Annotated in this window: 14 protein-coding genes; 2 read left to right on the top strand and 12 right to left on the bottom strand. The window is 61.8% G+C overall.

Annotation, left to right across the window (positions count from 1 at the left end; all coding sequences use genetic code 11):
• Positions 1-259 precede the first annotated feature (259 nt).
• On the top strand, positions 260-1,696 hold the full coding sequence (gene katA, locus ACRAWE_RS02515; RefSeq protein WP_019453703.1) for a catalase KatA: 1,437 nt from the start codon (positions 260-262) through the stop codon (positions 1,694-1,696).
• A 43-nt stretch (positions 1,697-1,739) separates the two neighbouring features.
• Here the strand turns inward: katA and menE are convergent, their stop codons facing one another.
• The 10 genes from menE to ACRAWE_RS02465 all read right to left on the bottom strand — a co-directional run bounded on the left by menE (position 1,740) and on the right by ACRAWE_RS02465 (position 12,123).
• Positions 1,740-3,125 carry an o-succinylbenzoate--CoA ligase gene (menE, locus tag ACRAWE_RS02510; RefSeq protein WP_432524656.1) on the bottom strand — a complete coding sequence of 462 codons (1,386 nt, stop codon included), beginning with the start codon at positions 3,123-3,125 and terminating at the stop codon, positions 1,740-1,742.
• Positions 3,113-4,096: an o-succinylbenzoate synthase gene (menC, locus tag ACRAWE_RS02505; protein ID WP_211129979.1), complete on the bottom strand. Its 984-nt coding sequence runs from the start codon at positions 4,094-4,096 to the stop codon at positions 3,113-3,115. The genes menE and menC overlap by 13 nt, the downstream gene beginning before the upstream one ends.
• Positions 4,096-4,953, bottom strand: coding sequence for a 1,4-dihydroxy-2-naphthoyl-CoA synthase (gene menB, locus ACRAWE_RS02500; protein ID WP_019453706.1), 858 nt, complete (start codon positions 4,951-4,953; stop codon positions 4,096-4,098). The genes menC and menB overlap by 1 nt, the downstream gene beginning before the upstream one ends.
• Positions 4,954-4,964: 11 nt before the next feature.
• Positions 4,965-5,735 (bottom strand): 2-succinyl-6-hydroxy-2,4-cyclohexadiene-1-carboxylate synthase, encoded by a 771-nt coding sequence (gene menH, locus ACRAWE_RS02495; RefSeq protein ID WP_063919778.1) that lies wholly within the window; start codon positions 5,733-5,735, stop codon positions 4,965-4,967.
• On the bottom strand, positions 5,732-7,408 hold the full coding sequence (gene menD, locus ACRAWE_RS02490; RefSeq protein WP_025160173.1) for a 2-succinyl-5-enolpyruvyl-6-hydroxy-3-cyclohexene-1-carboxylic-acid synthase: 1,677 nt from the start codon (positions 7,406-7,408) through the stop codon (positions 5,732-5,734). Before menD ends, menH begins: the two co-directional genes overlap by 4 nt.
• A gap of 388 nt (positions 7,409-7,796) precedes the next feature.
• Entirely contained in the window at positions 7,797-8,108 is a 312-nt protein-coding gene (elaB, locus tag ACRAWE_RS02485) for a stress response protein ElaB (RefSeq protein WP_025160172.1), read from the bottom strand.
• A gap of 81 nt (positions 8,109-8,189) precedes the next feature.
• Positions 8,190-9,221: an L-idonate 5-dehydrogenase gene (gene idnD, locus ACRAWE_RS02480; protein WP_063919779.1), complete on the bottom strand. Its 1,032-nt coding sequence runs from the start codon at positions 9,219-9,221 to the stop codon at positions 8,190-8,192.
• 22 nt (positions 9,222-9,243) lie between these two features.
• Positions 9,244-10,008, bottom strand: a complete 765-nt coding sequence (gene idnO / locus ACRAWE_RS02475) for a gluconate 5-dehydrogenase (protein ID WP_019453711.1) — start codon at positions 10,006-10,008, stop codon at positions 9,244-9,246.
• Between the two features lie 239 nt (positions 10,009-10,247).
• Positions 10,248-10,757 carry a DUF1097 domain-containing protein gene (locus tag ACRAWE_RS02470; protein ID WP_019453712.1) on the bottom strand — a complete coding sequence of 170 codons (510 nt, stop codon included), beginning with the start codon at positions 10,755-10,757 and terminating at the stop codon, positions 10,248-10,250.
• Positions 10,758-10,887: 130 nt separating this feature from the next.
• Positions 10,888-12,123, bottom strand: a complete 1,236-nt coding sequence (locus ACRAWE_RS02465) for an MFS transporter (RefSeq protein WP_432524652.1) — start codon at positions 12,121-12,123, stop codon at positions 10,888-10,890.
• A 271-nt stretch (positions 12,124-12,394) separates the two neighbouring features.
• On the opposite strand from ACRAWE_RS02465, the gene ACRAWE_RS02460 reads away from it, so the two are divergent.
• Entirely contained in the window at positions 12,395-13,270 is an 876-nt protein-coding gene (locus tag ACRAWE_RS02460) for a LysR family transcriptional regulator (protein ID WP_432524650.1), read from the top strand.
• A 59-nt stretch (positions 13,271-13,329) separates the two neighbouring features.
• Here ACRAWE_RS02460 and nuoN read toward each other — a convergent pair whose 3' ends face one another.
• Positions 13,330-14,787, bottom strand: a complete 1,458-nt coding sequence (nuoN, locus tag ACRAWE_RS02455) for an NADH-quinone oxidoreductase subunit NuoN (RefSeq protein WP_004936000.1) — start codon at positions 14,785-14,787, stop codon at positions 13,330-13,332.
• A gap of 6 nt (positions 14,788-14,793) precedes the next feature.
• The gene (gene nuoM / locus ACRAWE_RS02450; protein WP_025160171.1) at positions 14,794-16,323 is read right to left on the bottom strand and encodes an NADH-quinone oxidoreductase subunit M; all 1,530 of its coding nucleotides are present in this window, start codon (positions 16,321-16,323) and stop codon (positions 14,794-14,796) included.
• Between the last annotated feature and the right edge of the window lie 20 nt (positions 16,324-16,343).

The following is a 16,343-nucleotide window of genomic DNA, read 5'->3' as shown; positions in this document are numbered from 1 at the left end:
CACAATGAGGATTTAAGGGATAAAAGCGAAAAAATTCTTCATTAATCAAATAAATGTAAATATTTGCAAACAACACTCTATATTCGTCAAGGCGATGCCAACGATAACCGAGACCTATTTGCCGCCGCTCGGCAATAGGGCTACAACTAGTAGTGGCTTTGACCAAGGTCAGGGGAAAAAGCCCCGCCAAAGGACTATGCTGATGAACGCTTAAACCGCCCGAGTCTTTACTTAAATGCACTACGATAAGGAGCAAGTGATGAGCAAGAAAGGACTGACCACCGCAGCCGGCGCCCCGGTTGTCGATAACAATAACGTGATCACCGCAGGCAAACGCGGCCCGATGTTGTTGCAGGACGTGTGGTTCCTGGAAAAACTGGCCCACTTCGACCGCGAGGTCATCCCCGAGCGCCGCATGCACGCCAAGGGATCGGGCGCCTACGGCACCTTTACCGTCACCCACGACATTACCCGCTACACCCGCGCCAAGATCTTCTCCGAGGTCGGCAAACAGACCGACATGTTTATCCGCTTCTCCACCGTCGCCGGTGAACGCGGCGCCGCCGACGCCGAGCGCGATATTCGCGGCTTCGCCATGAAGTTTTATACCGAAGAAGGCAACTGGGATTTGGTGGGCAACGATACGCCGGTGTTCTATCTGCGCGATCCGCTGAAATTCCCCGATCTCAACCACGTGGTGAAACGCGATCCGCATACCAACCTGCGCAACCCGGTGTACAAATGGGACTTCTTCTCTCACCTGCCTGAATCGCTGCATCAGCTGACCATCGACTTCAGCGATCGCGGCATTCCGAAGTCCTACCGCCACATGCACGGCTTCGGCAGCCACACCTTCAGTTTTATCAATGCCGCCAACGAGCGCTTCTGGGTGAAATTCCACTTCCGCTGCGAACAAGGCATTGAAAACCTGATGGATGAAGAGGCGGAAGCGATCATCGCCAAGGATCGCGAAAGCTCACAGCGCGATCTGTTCGAAGCGATCAAGCGCGGCGACTTCCCGCGCTGGAAGCTGCAAATTCAGATCATGCCGGAACATGAAGCCTCGCAGACTCCCTATAACCCGTTCGATCTGACCAAGGTATGGCCGCACGGCGACTATCCGCTGATCGACGTCGGCTATTTCGAGCTCAACCGCAACCCCGACAACTACTTCTCCGAGGTCGAGCAGGTGGCGATGAACCCCGCCAACGTGGTGCCGGGCATCAGCTTCTCGCCGGATAAAATGCTGCAGGGCCGCCTGTTCTCGTATGGGGATGCACACCGCTATCGCCTGGGCGTCAACCACCACCAGATCCCGGTGAACGGTGCCAAATGCCCGTTCCACAACTATCATCGCGACGGTGCGATGCGCGTGGACGGCAACAGCGGCAACGGCGCCACCTACGAGCCGAACAGCTTCGGTCTGTTCCAGGAGCAGCCGGACTTCAGCGAACCGCCGTTGAGCATTGAGGGGGCGGCCGACCACTGGAATCATCGTGAAGACGACGATTACTACAGCCAGCCGCGCGCGCTGTTCAACCTGCTGAGCGCCGAAGAGCACCAGCGCATGTTCACCCGCATCGCCGGCGAGCTGTCGCAGGTGCCGGAACAGATTCAGCGCCGGCAGGTCGAGCTGTTCAGCAAGGTGCACCCGGACTACGGCGCCGGCGTCGCCAAGGCGTTGGGGCTGAAGTAACCCCCTGCCGTCATCAACTCAGCCGCCCTGTCGGGCGGCTTTTTTATGCCTGAGAGAAACGCTGCGCTACCCACTGCTGCAGCTGACGGCGCGAAATCTTGATGCCGCCGCTTTTCAGCTCGTCGGGCAAGGCAAACAGCGCCATCGGACGCTGGAAATTAGCCAGCTTATCCTGCGACCAGGCGAGCAATGCCGCCAGCGACAACGACGGGTCGCCGTCGATCACCGCCACCGGCCGCTGGCCGAATTCGGCATCCGCCGCCGGCACCACAAACGCCTGCATGATCTGCGGATGCGCCGCCAGCACGCGTTCGATATCTTCCGGTTGCACCCCTTCGCCGCCGCTGAAAAACAGGTTGTCCAGCCGGCCGAGAATGCGCAGCTCCCCTTCGGCCATCACGCCGCGATCGCGGGTCGCGAACCAGCCCTGCTCATCGGCCAGCGGCCGCACATGGCCATGACACCAGTAGCCGAGCGCCAGGCTGTCGGCGCGGATCCAGACCTCCTCGTCCACCAGTTTGATCTCGCGGCCGCTCAGCGGCAGACCGACGCCCGGCCGCGCATCGGCGCGCTTGGCGCACACCGTGGAGGCGAGTTCGGTCAACCCATAACCGCACCAGCAGCGTATCCCTGCCGCTTCCGCCCGTTCGGTCAGTTCGACCGGGATCATCGCGCCACCGAGCAGCACTGCCTTCAGCGTCACGCCCGTCAGCGGTTGCGCCAGCAGCCGCCAAAGCTGCGTCGGTACCAGCGAAGCATACGTGCATCCCGCCAGCGCCTCGGCCAGCGGGTGCATCTCGCGCACTGCCAACCGGGCACCCGCTGCCAGCCAGCGCCAGACGATGCCCTGGCCGGAAACGTGATACAGCGGCAATGACAACAGCCAGCAATCCTCACGCTGGAAATCCATCAGCCGCAACACCCCGTCGGCGCTGGCCAGATGGTTGGCGTAACTGTGCGCGGCCGCCTTCGGCATACCGCTGGAGCCGGAGGTCAACGTCAGCGTCGCCAGACGCTGCGCATCCCACGCCGGCAGGTTCGGCCAGCGCGGCTCGGTCGAGGGCGGCGTCAACCGAATCAGCGCCTCCGGCAGCGCCGGCAAAGGATCCGGGCCGAAGGCAAAGGTTATATCCAATTCAGGCAGTAGCTGCGCCAACAGCGGCGTCGGCAAGGCGGGATTGAGCGGCAGTAGACGGGCGCCGCATTGCAGCAGCGCCAGATAGGCCAGCAGCAGCGGATAGCTGTTTTTGCCGCTCAGCGCCACGCCGCACCCCGGCTCCACGCCCTGGTGCTGAAAATCCGCCGCCAGCTCATCCACCTGGCTTTGCAACGCCAGCCAGCTCAGTGGCCGTTCGCCGAGCAGCAGCGCCGTCGCCTGCGGCTGAAGGCGCGCCCAGTGCCGCCACGGCCAATCGCTTAACGGCGCCATAGGCACTCCAGCGCCGAAACCTCCAGCAGCGGCAACGCACTGTCCGGCCACGGACGCAGCACCTGCGCCTGCATTAACCCCAGCGTGTCCAACCCCGGCACGATGTCCGGCGTCAGCCAGCGGGCGATGCGCGCCAGCTGGGTCAACCCCAGACTGGATTCGATGCTGGAGCTGATCACCGCCGTCAGCCCCGCCGCGTGCGCCTGCGCCACCAGTGTCTGGCAGCGCGTCAGGCTGCCGACCAGCGTCGGCTTGATCACGATGGCCGCCACGCCCGGCTCGGCCTGCACCACAAAGTCCGCCTCACGCACGCTCTCATCCCAGGCGATGGCGATGCCGGTCGCCCGGGCGAAATCGCGCGATTCATCACGGGTCTTGCAGGGCTCCTCCAGGAAGGCGATGCGATCGCGCCACGCCGGGTTGACGTACCTGGCGAAGCCGTCGGCTTTGGCGCGGCTCCAACTGCGGTTGGCGTCCAGCCGCAGCCGCAGATCCGGCAGCGCCTCCAGCAGCACGTTGACGATCATGCCGTCGCGTACCGCCTCATACAGCCCCACTTTCACCTTGGCGACTTTCTCGCCCGGCAAGGCATTCAAGGTTTCGAACAGCTCGTCCGGATCGCCGGTGCACAGCGGCGCCTTGCGGAAATCCGCCTGCGTCGGCAAGCGCTGCTCCAGCTCGGCCATCGCGCAGCTGAGCCCAAAGGCCACCGAGGGCAGCGCGCTATCATCCGGTTCGTTGCCCGCTAACCACGCCTGCAGCCACTCCAATGCGGCCTGCTCGGCCTGCGCCAGCGTTTCCCGGCTGAACTCCGGCAGCGGCGCGATCTCTCCCCAGCCTTCACGATCGCCCTGGCACAGCTGCACCACCAATCCGTCACGCGTTTTCAACCGCTGATTGCGCAGCACCACGCCCGCCTCCATCGGCAGGCTGTAACGGTAAAGCGCCGCGCTGCGGTTCGCGCCGTTCATTACGGGTTACGCTTGAATTTGCTGAAGTCCGGCTGACGCTTCTCGTTGAATGCGTTGCGCCCTTCCTGCCCTTCGTCGGTCATGTAGAACAGCATGGTGGCGTTGCCCGCCAGCTCTTGCAAACCGGCCTGGCCGTCGCAGTCGGCGTTCAGCGCCGCCTTCAGGCAGCGCAGCGCCATCGGGCTATTCTGCAGCATTTCGCGGCACCAGCGCACCGTCTCTTTCTCCAGTTCGGCCAGCGGCACCACGGTGTTGACCAGCCCCATGTCCAGCGCGGCGGCGGCGTCGTACTGGCGGCACAGGAACCAGATTTCGCGCGCCTTCTTCTGGCCGACGATGCGCGCCATATAAGACGCGCCCCAGCCGCCGTCGAACGAGCCGACTTTCGGGCCGGTCTGGCCGAAAATGGCGTTATCCGCCGCAATGGTCAGATCGCACATCATGTGCAGCACATGGCCGCCGCCGATCGAGTAGCCGGCCACCATCGCCACCACCGGTTTCGGGCAGGTGCGGATCTGGCGCTGGAAGTCCAGCACGTTGAGGTGATGTACGCCGCTGTCGTCGCGATAGCCGCCGTAGTCGCCGCGCACTTTCTGATCGCCGCCGGAGCAGAAGGCCTTATCGCCGGCGCCGGTGAGAATAATCACGCCGATGCCGTCGTCGTAACGGGCGTTGGCCAGCGCGTCGATCATCTCTTTGACCGTTTGCGGGCGAAACGCATTGCGCACCTGCGGCCGGTTGATGGTGATTTTGGCGATGCCGTCGGCGGACTTGTGATACAGGATGTCTTCGAAATCGCCGGTGCAATCCTGCCAGGCGATGGCGGCGTACAGCTGTTCTTCATTCGGATAAAGCATGTTCGGTTCCTTTAACCAGGGTTAACGAGAAAGGTCTGCAGCTCGGCGACGAAATCTTGCGGATTAGCCAGATGCGCGTTGTGGCCGGCCTGCGGCACGATGCGCAACGGCAACCCGGCGTCGCGCGCCAGCCGTTGAAATTTGGGATCGTTTTCACCGCACAGCACCCGCAGCGGTACGGTCAGTTGGCTCAGCTGCGGCGCCAGGTAAGGTTGCCGCCCGAGCGACGTCGCTTCGAGCATATCGGCGATCGCCGGGCCGCTGTTGACCGAGCGCGCGCCGATCAGCGCCTGACGATGCACATGGCTAAGCTCTTTGAACACCGGCTGTTGATACCAGTCCGCCAGAACTTCGGCGATCGGCTCACTGCGAAAGCGCGCCGCCCACAGCGCATCCTGCTCGCAGCGATGGCGGCGCTGTTCTGCGTCCTCCAGCCCCGGATTGCCGCCCTCAACCAGCACGCCTTGCAGACCGTCGTGGCGGCCATGGCAGGCGTGATACATGGCGATGCGCCCGCCGAGCGAGTAGCCCACCAGCCAATAGCGTTCGATATTGCGTAGCTGCAGCGTGGCGGCGATCTGAGCGCTGATGTCGTCGAAGCCGCGGCAGCTCACCGCCACGGAATCGCCGTGACCGGGCAGATCGATAGCCAGCGATGGCCATTCCGGGCAGCGCGCGGCGATCACCCGCCACTCATTGCTGTTGCCTAGCAGGCCGTGCAGCCACACCAGCCAAGGCCGGCCCGCTTCGCCCTGTTGTAAAACCCGCGTCGCCAGCATCATTGCACCGCCATCTGTTGCACCAGATATTGCAGGCTTTCGGCTCCTTCGCTCGGCGGCACCTGCAGTTCGATAATCGTTGCGCCGCCGCGCCGCCAGCCTTGTTCAACCGCCTGTTGCAGTTGGCTCCAGTTCTCCGGCCGCGCGTACCCCAGTTGGAACATCGCCGCCGCGTGGCTGAACTCGACATTTTGCGGCATGCAGTAAAAGCGCTGCCGTTCCTCTTCCGGCGTCGGCAGCAGCGAGAAAATTTGGCCACCGTTATTGTTGACGACGATCAACACCGTCGGCGCTGAGCACTGACGCAGCAGCGCCAGCGCATTGAGGTCATACAAGGCGGAAAGATCGCCCACCACCGCCAGCGTCGGCTTGGCGGTGGCGCGCTGTACGCCGGCGGCGGTGGAGATCAGACCATCGATGCCGCTGGCGCCGCGGTTGCTGAACACCGGATAGGCGGCGGGCAATGGCGTTAGCGCGTCGATCAGCCGGACCACCAGGCTGTTGCCGAGGAACAGCTGGCCATTCTCTGGCAGCAGCTCCGGTAGCCGGTGCGCCAGTTGCGCCTCGCCAAAGCTATCGTGCAAACGCGCGGACGCGGCCGCCAGCGCCTGGCTCGCCAACGCGGTCAGCCCGGCGGCCCACGGTGTGCGCGGCTGCGCCGGATGTTGCGCCAACCATTGCGCCACGCTGGCGCGCAGGCGACGGCCGCGATGCTGGGCCGGATCGAGCCGCCCAGGCAACTCGTCGATCACCCAATACTCTTCCGGCCGGCACTGTGCCTGCCACTGCAGCACGCGCTTGCCGGTCAGGCTGCCGCCGAACTGCACCACCAGCTGCGCGTCTTTCAGCATGCGTTGGGCCTGTGGATGAGCGAGCCACAAGTCGGCGCAGGGCAGCGGTTGCCCAGTCTGCGACAACGCGTCGCCGATCAGCGGCCAGCCCAGCGTCTCGGCCCAGTCGGCCAATCGCGCGCCCTCTTCCGCGCTCATGCGCCCGGCCAACACCACGCCGCGCTTTTGCCGCCAGAAGAACCAGTCCGGCTGCGGTGCCGGCGCCGCATGCGCCTCGCTTTCCCGCAGCCATGGCCGATCGCTCTGCCACCAGTCGCCCAATGCGGCGGACCAGTCAGCGTGGTTAAGCTCATCGCCGCCGTACAGCGGCTCGGCGAACGGACAGTTGATATGCAAAGCGCCGTGCTGCAAGCGCGCCATCGCGCTGTCGACGCTGGAGGCCAGCCAGGCGGCCGGAATATCCGGCGTAGGACGCGGCAAATCAATCGCCAGCGTCGGATGGCTGCTGTAGAGGCCGTTCTGACGGATCGCCTGATTGGCGCCGCAATCGATCAGTTCCGGCGGCCGATCGGCGGTGAGAAACACCAGCCGCTCACCGGTCAGGCCGGCTTCGATCAAAGCCGGATAAAGGTTAGCCGCCGCGGTGCCGGACGTGACGATCACCGCCACCGGTTCACGCGCGGCCTTCGCCAGCCCGAGCGCCAGATGGCCGAGCCCGCGCTCATCAAAATGGGTGTGGCAAACAAAAGAGGGGTTAGCCGCAGCGGCCAGCGTCAGCGGCGTGGAGCGCGATCCCGGAGCGATACAAACATGCCGCACCCCATGGCGGGCCAACGCCTCGAGCAGCACAGCCGCCCACCGGCGATTAAAAACACTTGTCGACATAGTTCGCTCACAAGTCAGTTAGCAGAGATCGTCTCCGGCGCAGCCGACGGGTGCCGCGCCTGTAGTTACGCTCTGTATTATATGAGGTGTTATTTTCACGGCTTTTGCGCCAGCGCAAGAACGCCGTATATCCCTGGGTGTTTACATCAGATAATTATTTGATTAAGAACAAAAAACAAACAATAAAGACACAGACACTTTACACTTGCAGCGACAATGCCTCAATCCATCCATACAAAAACCAGGGGAATAGCCTCTCTTTGGCGGCTAGCGGGAAGTATAGGCGGGATAAGGAAAAGCTATTGGAGAAACAGCGGGATGAAGCGTGTGAAAGAACACAGTCTGAAGAAAAAAACGAAGCGGCTTACCGCCGCCCCGCACACAGGATTTATTTTCGCGCCAGCAGCAACCCCAGCACCAACCCGACGGTGGCGCCGATGCCCACGCTGTGCCAGGGTTTATCCCGCACGTAGTCGTCGGTGCGGTGTACCGCCTCTTTGGCCCGCGCATAGTAGGATTCGCCGGTGTTCGCCCAGCGCGCCTTGACCTCACTCAGCGCCTGCTCGGCGTGCGACTTGATGTCGACGTAAGCCTGATCCGCGCGATCGCCGGTGTATTGCAGCACTTCTTCCAGCGTCTCGGTCAGCATTCTCAGATCGTCATCCAGCGTAGTTTGCTCAGCATCCGTATGTCTTGCCATAGTGAGATCTCCGTGGTTGAAAAATTAAGCGTTCCTACACTATAGACAAGGATCGCCGGACGCGGCCATCGGACTTTTACCCTAAAACACCAATTGCACCTTGGCGGCCTGGCGTTTATCGCCGGCAAACTCCAGCGCCTGCGCCAACTGCCCGCTGGCGAATTCGGCCGACAGCAGCGGCAGCGGATCGACCACGCCGTCGGCCAGCCACTCCACCGCCTGCGCGAACTCCGCCACGAAACGGAACGAACCGAGCAGGTTCAACTCCTTGGCGATCAACAACATCAATGGAAAATCGGGGAAGCTGCCACCCATGCCCACCTGCACCACGGTGCCTTTAGCGCGCGTGATCTCCAGGCAGCGCTGCAGCGACTGCGGATGCCCCGCCACTTCGAAGGCGAAGTCGAAATAGCCTTTGTCTCGCAGATAATCGCTGAAATCGTCATCCGCGGCATGCAGGCACCGATCCGCGCCCATTTGAGCGGCAATCGCCAAGCAACGCGGGCTGAGATCGGCGCAGACTATCTCGGCGGCGCCCAGCGCCTTCAGCGCCGTCACCAGCAGACAGCCGATCGGGCCGACGCCGGACACAAAGACCTTTTTCCCGGCCACGCCGCCAGGCTGTTGCGCTGCGTGGATCGCCACCGCCAACGGTTCGGCGAACACCATCACCCTGTCATCGCGATCGGCGCCGTAGGGAATGCACTGCGCGCTGCTCACCACTTTATATTGGGTAAAAGCGCCGTCGACGTGCGGAAAATACATCGCGCTGCCGAAAAAACGCATCCCGACGCATTGATTGCTCTGCTCCGCCAGACAATATCTGCACTGCCCGCAGGGCTTACTGGGATTGAGCGCCACCTTCTGACCGACCGGCAGCTGCGGTGAATCGCTGGCGATCACCTCGCCGATCGCCTCATGGCCCAGCACCATTGGCTGACGCACCTGAAAATTGCCGACCTTACCTTCCTGGAAGTAATGCAGATCCGAACCGCAGATGCCGCCGCGACGGATTTTCACCAGCGTCCCCACCCCCTGGTACTCCACCTCTTGCGCAATCACCGCCACGTCGCGTTTGCCGTTCACCACGCAGGACTGGGTTTGAATTTTCATCTCATGCTCCACGGAAACAAGGTTACACCGCGGCGGACATGCCGCCATCGACAAACAGCAACTGCCCATTGACGAAGGCGGAAGCGTCAGCGGCCAGGAACACCGCCGCGCCGATCAGCTCCTGCGGATCGCCCCAGCGCGCGGCGGGCGTACGTTGGGTCAGCCAGGCGGTAAAGGCCGGATCGTCGGCCAGCGCCTGCGTCATCTCGGTTTTGAAATAGCCGGGGGCGATACCGTTGACCTGAATATTGTAACGCGCCAGTTCCACGCACATGCCGCGCGTCAGCATTTTCACCGCGCCCTTGGACGCCGCATAAGGCGTAATGGTGTCCCGCCCCAGTTCGCTCTGCATCGAGCCAATGTTGATTATTTTGCCGCGTCGACGCGGCACCATGTAGCGCGCTACGGTCTGCGACACGATAAACACCGCTTTCTGGTTGACGGCGATGATGTCGTCCCAGTCTTGCTCCGGGAACTCGGTGAATGGGTGGCGGCGCTGGATGCCGGCGTTGTTGATCAATACGTCTATCGCGCCGATGTCCGCTTCGATACGGTCGATAGCGGCATGCACCGCCTGAGAATCGGTGACGTCGAACGCCGCCGCATCAGCGCGCAGCCCTTCGTCTCGCAGGCGTTCGGCCGCGTGGCGGGCATGCGCTTCGGTGGTGGCGTTGATCAGAATATGCGCGCCTTGCTGCGCCAGGCCACGCGCCAACAGAAAACCGATGCCGCGTGAAGCGCCGGTGATCAAAACGGTCTTGGTATCCAGTGAAAACAAATTGTTCATGATGATTCCCGGCCATCAGGCCTCCAATCGGACAGGCCTCTATCTCAGCCGATTGTTACCGGTAAAAACGTGATGGGAATCACTGAAAACCATGTTACGAAATCCTGTTACCCTTAACGTGATCTCACGCAATCCGCGAGGGAGGAATCAACACCTGTGCAATTTAAAATGGATAATTTTCAACAACATTACCGCTCTTGTTATCAGGGGATACGGTTGCACAGCGGCGCGGCTGCCGCTCACTCGGCGACGCCGTTTGAGCCGGCATTTGCGCTGATTGACGGCTTGGCGCGGGCTTTTTCGCTGCGCGCCGCCCACCACAGGCCGCTGTTTTTCATCGCATAGCCGAACAGCAGACCCACCAGCAGGGACAGCGTCACCAGCGGCCAATCGCCGCCGCCGGCGAAGGTCGCACAGGCGCCGATAAAGGTACCGGGCACGAACCCCAGCCACTGCTGTTTGGCCTGAATGCACATCAGGAACGCCACGACGCCGGTCAGCAGATACCCCAGCAGACTCCACTGCGGCGCCAGTTCGCTGCCGTGGATGATCATCATCGCCCAAAAGACGCCGCTGCAACAGGTCAACGCGCCGATCAACAGCCCTTTCAGACCGCCCTGCGGGCAGGCGAAATACGCCGTGCAGCCGAGAAAACCGGCCCAGCTGATCAAGCCCAGACTGACGGCAACCCATCCCCACACGCCGGAAAGGATCCCGGTGGTGACGGCAATGGCGAAAAGAACGTTCATAAAGTGACCCGCGGCAAAAAGAAAGCGCGCAGTTTACCCGAAAACAGGCCAATTTATGCGACATAAATCACATCATAAATGTAATTAAAGAGTCGTTAATTATTAAAAATAGACATTCATCACAAAACAATTAACAAGGGAACCCGACACGAGTCGTCTTCCATGCCAGCAACAGGCACACCACAGAGCTCCCCAGGAACAGTAAATGGGTTGCCTGACGCAGATCGACGCGATCGACCACCACGCCCAACAAGATCGGTACCCAGTTGGCGATATAAGCGATAACGTAAAACAGAGAAAGCAAACGCGCATGGTTGGCCGGCGGCGAAATCAGGTTCACCAGCGTCGCGCTGCCGACGAAAATGGCGCCGTAAGCATAGCCGGCCACCACCAGCCCCGCCGCCGCCAGCCCCAGAGAGTGCCACTGAATCGCCATAGCGAACACCGCTGCCGCCAGCACCTGCGCCAGGCAACCGAACAGCAGCGAATGACGAGCGTTAACGCGGCGGCTCAGGATCTGGCTAATGCCGGCAATCAGCAGATAAACCGCAATCGCATAGCCAAAGACGCCCCGTTGGTGCATCCCCAGCAGCGTTTCCGCCACGCCAGGGCCGATCGCTAAAATACTGGCTGCCAGAGCCCAACAGATAAACAGCGCCCCGGCACAAACAAAGAATTTAGCGCCGGTGGCGCGCAGCCCCGCGAGCAATGCGCCTTTTTCTGCCGCCGCCGACGCAGAACGAACCGGCGCCGCGACCACACCGCGCGGCCACCACAGCATTACGCCCAGCGCAGCAATGGCGGCAATGGCCATGATAAGAACGAACGGCAGCGTCGTGGGATGAAAACCGGTTTGCAAGGCGATGCCGCTGAAGATAGGCCCCAGCGCCAACCCGGTAGTGAACGACAGCGTGGCGATCAGAGCCGCGTTTTTGCCGCCGTCGCGCGGCCCAAACCGCACCAGCGCGATGTTCGCCGCGCCGGTCAGCGCCCCGGTGCCTACCCCGGCCAGCAGCCGCGCCATGAGCATCATGGCGAAGGTATCGGCCCAGGCGAACAGCAACGCACCGCTCAACACCACCAGCAATGCCGGCACGATCATGCTGCGCAAGTCCTTCACCTTGCCGGCCAGATTGCCGACGCCGAACAGCGAGATCAACACGCCGGCGGCATAGGCGCCGTAAACGACCGTCAGACTGACGGAACTCAGCGCAAGCTGCTGCTGATACAACGGGTAAAGCGGCGTTGGCGCGCTGCTGTTCAGCAGTGCCGACATCAACGCCAGCGCCAGGAACAGTAAAATGGCCGTGTGCGACGTCTGCATATTTTTCGGCGCCGCATCCTGAAGGGCGGTATTTTCTGACATGCTTCAACTCCCAAAATCGGCAGGCGGCGGCCTGCCATCGCCCGGTCAGCCCGGGAACGGCGCTTATCATAGCGTTACAGCAGCAGCCGAAGTATCGTCAAGAATGCATCAGGGTGATTCATTCTTGCATCACTGGAGAAATAACCGCCGATGGGCAAGCCGTTAACGTCTTTCTCTCCCTACAGGCTGGACAACGCTTTATGATGGAAACCGCTATCGTTCGCCCGGCCTGTGCTTTACAGCGCCGACCAACCCGCAAAAAGGAAATGGCATGATGAATTGGGACGACGCACGCTTCTTTTTGGCCGTCGCGCGCTGTGGCACGCTTCGCAAAGCCGCCAATCAGCTGCAGGTGGATCAGGCGACCGTAGGCCGCCGCATCTCCGCGCTGGAAAGTTCGCTGGGTTCGAAGCTGTTTATCCGCACGCCGAAATCCTTCTCCCTCAGCCCGCTGGGCGAATCCATGCTGGCGGACGTGATGAAGATGGAAAATGCGGTGCAGGCGATCGGCCGCAAAGCCACCAGCGGCGACGAAAGCCTGTGCGGCAACGTGCGCATCGCCACCACCGATACCCTGGCCGAAGCCTTCGTGATGCCGGCGCTGCAAGATCTGCGGCAACGCTATCCGGCCATCACCATCACGCTGTTGACGGCGCTGAACATCGCCGACATCTCTTATCACGGCGCGGACCTGGCGATCCGCGGTGCCCGCCCCGATGACGATGAGCTGATCATCAAGCGGCTGGCCACCATCGAGATGGGGCTGTACGCCAGCCGGCGCTACCTGGCGCAGCGCGGCATGCCGGTCAAAGGTGAGCAGCTGCGCGGGCACGATCTGCTGATGTTCCCGCGTGAACTGGTGCCGCGCCACTGGAACAATTTCTGCGGCGAGGCCCTGCATGAGCCCAACGTCGTGCTGCAATGCAATTCACAGCTGCTGCTGCGTTCCGCCACCCGCAGCGGGCTGGGCATCGGCCTGCTCTCCGCTTTTTTGGCGGACAAAGACCCGGAGCTGGTGCGCCTGTTCCCGGAGAACAAAGACTGGGTGGATATCTGGCTGGTGCTGCATCCCGACATACAGCGCGCCGCCCGCGTGCGCGCGGTAGTGCAGGCGCTGGAAGCATCGTTTAGTGCTCATTACAGCTGAGTGCCGTTTCCCCATAAAAAAAGGTCGCCGAAGCGACCTTTTTACCGTCTGAAGCGTTATCAGAACGTCGGCTGCGCCATCTGCACCAGCGAAATCAGCGGCTGCGGGTAGACGCCCAGCAGCAGCACCAGCGCGGCGGAGATCAGCACCACGACGCCGCCAGCGGTCAACGCCCAGTTGTTCGGGGTATCACGCTGCAGTGATTCCGGCGCGCTGAGGAACAGGCTGACGGTCACGCGCAGGTAGTAATACAGGCCGATGGCGCTGCCTACCACAACTGCGCCGGTCAGCCACCACAGGTGCGCGCTGACGCCCATCGCGATCACGAAGAACTTACCGATAAAGCCCAGCGTCATCGGGATACCGGCCAGCGACAGCATCATCACCGTCATCACCGCAGACAAGATTGGCTTATGCCAGAACAGGCCACGGTAAGAGAACAGCGAATCCGCATCCGGGCCGCGGTACGGGCTGGACATCAGGCTGACTACTCCGAAGGCGCCCAGGCTGCTGAACAGATAACCGGCCAGGTAAACGCCGGCGGTTTCCAGCGACAGCTGGTGGGTTTGCACCGCAATCAGCGCCACCAGCAGGTAGCCCAGGTGAGCGATGGACGAGTAGCCCAGCAGACGCTTGATGTTGGTCTGGCTGATAGCCATCAGGTTACCGAACAAGATAGAGCAGAACGCGATGATCGACAGCACCATGCGCAGCGCTTCGTTGTCGGCGGCCGGGGCATACAGGAACAGACGCATCACGACCGCGAAGATCGCGATCTTGCTGGCGGTCGCCAGGAAGGTCGAGACCGGCGCAGGCGCGCCCTGATACACGTCCGGCGTCCACAGTTGGAACGGCACCAGCGACAGCTTGAAGCCCAGACCGACGATCATCATGCCCATGCCGGCCAGGATCAGCGGCTGGTGCATCATGTTTTCCTGCAGGCTCTTGCCGAGGCCGGCCAGCGACAGATCGCCGGACTCGGCATACAGCAGCGCCATGCCGAACAGCAGGAACGACGAAGCGGCGGCGGACAGCAGCATGTATTTGATGGCGGCTTCCAACGGGCGCTTCTGGCGATAGGCGTAGCCCACCAGGCCGAACAGCGGCAGTGAGATAAGCTCAATGCCGATGAACAGCGAAGCCAGGTGGTTGGCGCTCGCCAGCAGGATGCCGCCCAGGGCAGCGATCAGCACCAGCAGGTAGAACTCTTCGCGGTTATCCGGATAGCCGACCAGCCACGGATAGGCGAAGGTGCAGGTCGCCAGACTCGCCAGCAGCACCAGCCCGGTGTAGAACATCGAGTAACCGTCAACCCGCAGCAGCGGGGTGACGTCCATTGGGCCTGCCTGGCCGACAAAGTACAGCGAAAGCAGCGCCAGGTTGAGACCGATCACGGTCAGGGTGGCGTTGATAAAGTGGTCGCGTCGCCACGCAATGCCTAGCATCACAACCACCACCGTCAATCCGACGATCAACAGCGGCAGCAGTGCGATCAGTTGTTGAGGAGTTATTGTCATGGCGAATTACGGCCTTGTTGTTGAAATTGCTGAAACTGACGAACCAAACCAGTGTTGCACGTTGCTCATCGCCGCGTTGGAAGTATCCAGAATCGGCTGCGGGTAAACCCCCAGCAGAACCAGCAACACCACCAGCAGCAGAATGATGAACAGCTCGCGCGCGGTCATGCCCTGCAGCGGCTGGTCAGATTTAGGCGCACCGTAATAAGCGCGCTGCATCATGATCAGCGAGTAAACCGAAGCGAACACCAGACCGAAGGTGGAGATCACGGTGATCACCGGCACCACCTGGTAGCTGCCGAACAGAATCATGAATTCGCCGACGAAGTTACCGGTGCCCGGCATCCCCAGCGTAGCCACGGCGAAGAACAGCGACAGCGCAGGGATGAACTTGATACGCCCCCACAGGCCGCCCATCTGACGCATGTCACGGGTATGCAGGCGCTCATACAGCTGGCCGCAGATGATAAACATACCGGCGGCAGACAGACCGTGCGCGATCATCTGGATCACGGCGCCCTGGTAAGCCAGCTGGCTGCCGGTGTAGATGGCGATCAGCACGAAGCCCATGTGCGAAACCGAGGTGTAGGCGATAAGACGCTTGATGTCGGTCTGCGCGAACGCCATCCAGGCACCGTAGAAGATGCCGACCACGCCCAGCCACATGGCGATTGGCGCGAACTCGTGCGAAGCCTCAGGGAACAGAGGCAGGCTGAAACGCAGCAGGCCGTAGGCCGCGGTTTTCAGCAAGATGCCCGCCAGGTCGACGGAACCTGCGGTCGGTGCCTGGCTGTGCGCGTCCGGCAACCAGCCGTGCAGTGGCACCACCGGCATTTTCACCGCGAAGGCGATGAAGAAGCCCAGCATCAACACATACTGCACATTGTGGGACATCGGCGTTTGCAGCAGGTCTTCGTAATCGAAGGTCCACACGCCGGTGGCGTTGTAGTGCACGAACACCAGGCCCAGGATCGCAATCAGCATCACCAGACCGCTGGCCTGGGTGTAGATGAAGAACTTGGTCGCCGCGGTGATACGGGTTTTACCGTCCGACGCCTTGTGGCCCCACAGTGCGATCAGGAAGTACATCGGCACCAACATCATTTCCCAGAAGAAGAAGAACAGGAACATGTCGATGGCGAGGAACACGCCGATAACGCCGCCCAGGATCCACAGCAGGTTGAGGTGGAAGAAGCCCTGATACTTCTGGATTTCACGCCAGGAACAGAGGATCGCCAGCACGCCCAGCAGACCGGTCAACACCACCATCAGCAGCGACAGACCGTCCAGCGCCAGGTGGATGGAGATGCCGAAGCGCGGGATCCACGGCAGCAGGAATTCGCTCTGCCACTGCGGAATGCCTTTCGGCGTGGTCAATGTATAGCCGCCCTGCATCCACAGCTGCAGAGAGAGCGCCAACGTCAGCCCCATTGCGATCAGCGCTATCCAGCGCGGCACCTTAGTACCGAAGCGCTCAAGCTGCCAGCACAGCAGACCGCCGATAAAGGGGATAAGAATTAGCCAAGGTAATAGCATGGCGTTTTGTGTCCCTTATA

Source organism: Serratia sp. BFP-2025 (assembly GCF_050880365.1).
Classification (GTDB): domain Bacteria; phylum Pseudomonadota; class Gammaproteobacteria; order Enterobacterales; family Enterobacteriaceae; genus Serratia; species Serratia surfactantfaciens.
Note: the sequence above shows the minus strand (reverse complement) of the source record. Positions and strands in the feature narration are given on the sequence as shown.

Coding starts and splice junctions, on each gene's coding strand:
- idnO (WP_019453711.1), bottom strand. CDS start 10,008: ATGAACAATTTGTTTTCACTGGATACCAAGACCGTTTTGATCACCGGC.
- katA (WP_019453703.1), top strand. CDS start 260: ATGAGCAAGAAAGGACTGACCACCGCAGCCGGCGCCCCGGTTGTCGAT.
- menH (WP_063919778.1), bottom strand. CDS start 5,735: ATGATGCTGGCGACGCGGGTTTTACAACAGGGCGAAGCGGGCCGGCCT.
- menD (WP_025160173.1), bottom strand. CDS start 7,408: ATGTCGACAAGTGTTTTTAATCGCCGGTGGGCGGCTGTGCTGCTCGAG.
- menC (WP_211129979.1), bottom strand. CDS start 4,096: ATGAACGGCGCGAACCGCAGCGCGGCGCTTTACCGTTACAGCCTGCCG.
- ACRAWE_RS02465 (WP_432524652.1), bottom strand. CDS start 12,123: ATGTCAGAAAATACCGCCCTTCAGGATGCGGCGCCGAAAAATATGCAG.
- elaB (WP_025160172.1), bottom strand. CDS start 8,108: ATGGCAAGACATACGGATGCTGAGCAAACTACGCTGGATGACGATCTG.
- menE (WP_432524656.1), bottom strand. CDS start 3,125: ATGGCGCCGTTAAGCGATTGGCCGTGGCGGCACTGGGCGCGCCTTCAG.
- idnD (WP_063919779.1), bottom strand. CDS start 9,221: ATGAAAATTCAAACCCAGTCCTGCGTGGTGAACGGCAAACGCGACGTG.
- menB (WP_019453706.1), bottom strand. CDS start 4,953: ATGCTTTATCCGAATGAAGAACAGCTGTACGCCGCCATCGCCTGGCAG.
- nuoM (WP_025160171.1), bottom strand. CDS start 16,323: ATGCTATTACCTTGGCTAATTCTTATCCCCTTTATCGGCGGTCTGCTG.
- nuoN (WP_004936000.1), bottom strand. CDS start 14,787: ATGACAATAACTCCTCAACAACTGATCGCACTGCTGCCGCTGTTGATC.
- ACRAWE_RS02460 (WP_432524650.1), top strand. CDS start 12,395: ATGATGAATTGGGACGACGCACGCTTCTTTTTGGCCGTCGCGCGCTGT.
- ACRAWE_RS02470 (WP_019453712.1), bottom strand. CDS start 10,757: ATGAACGTTCTTTTCGCCATTGCCGTCACCACCGGGATCCTTTCCGGC.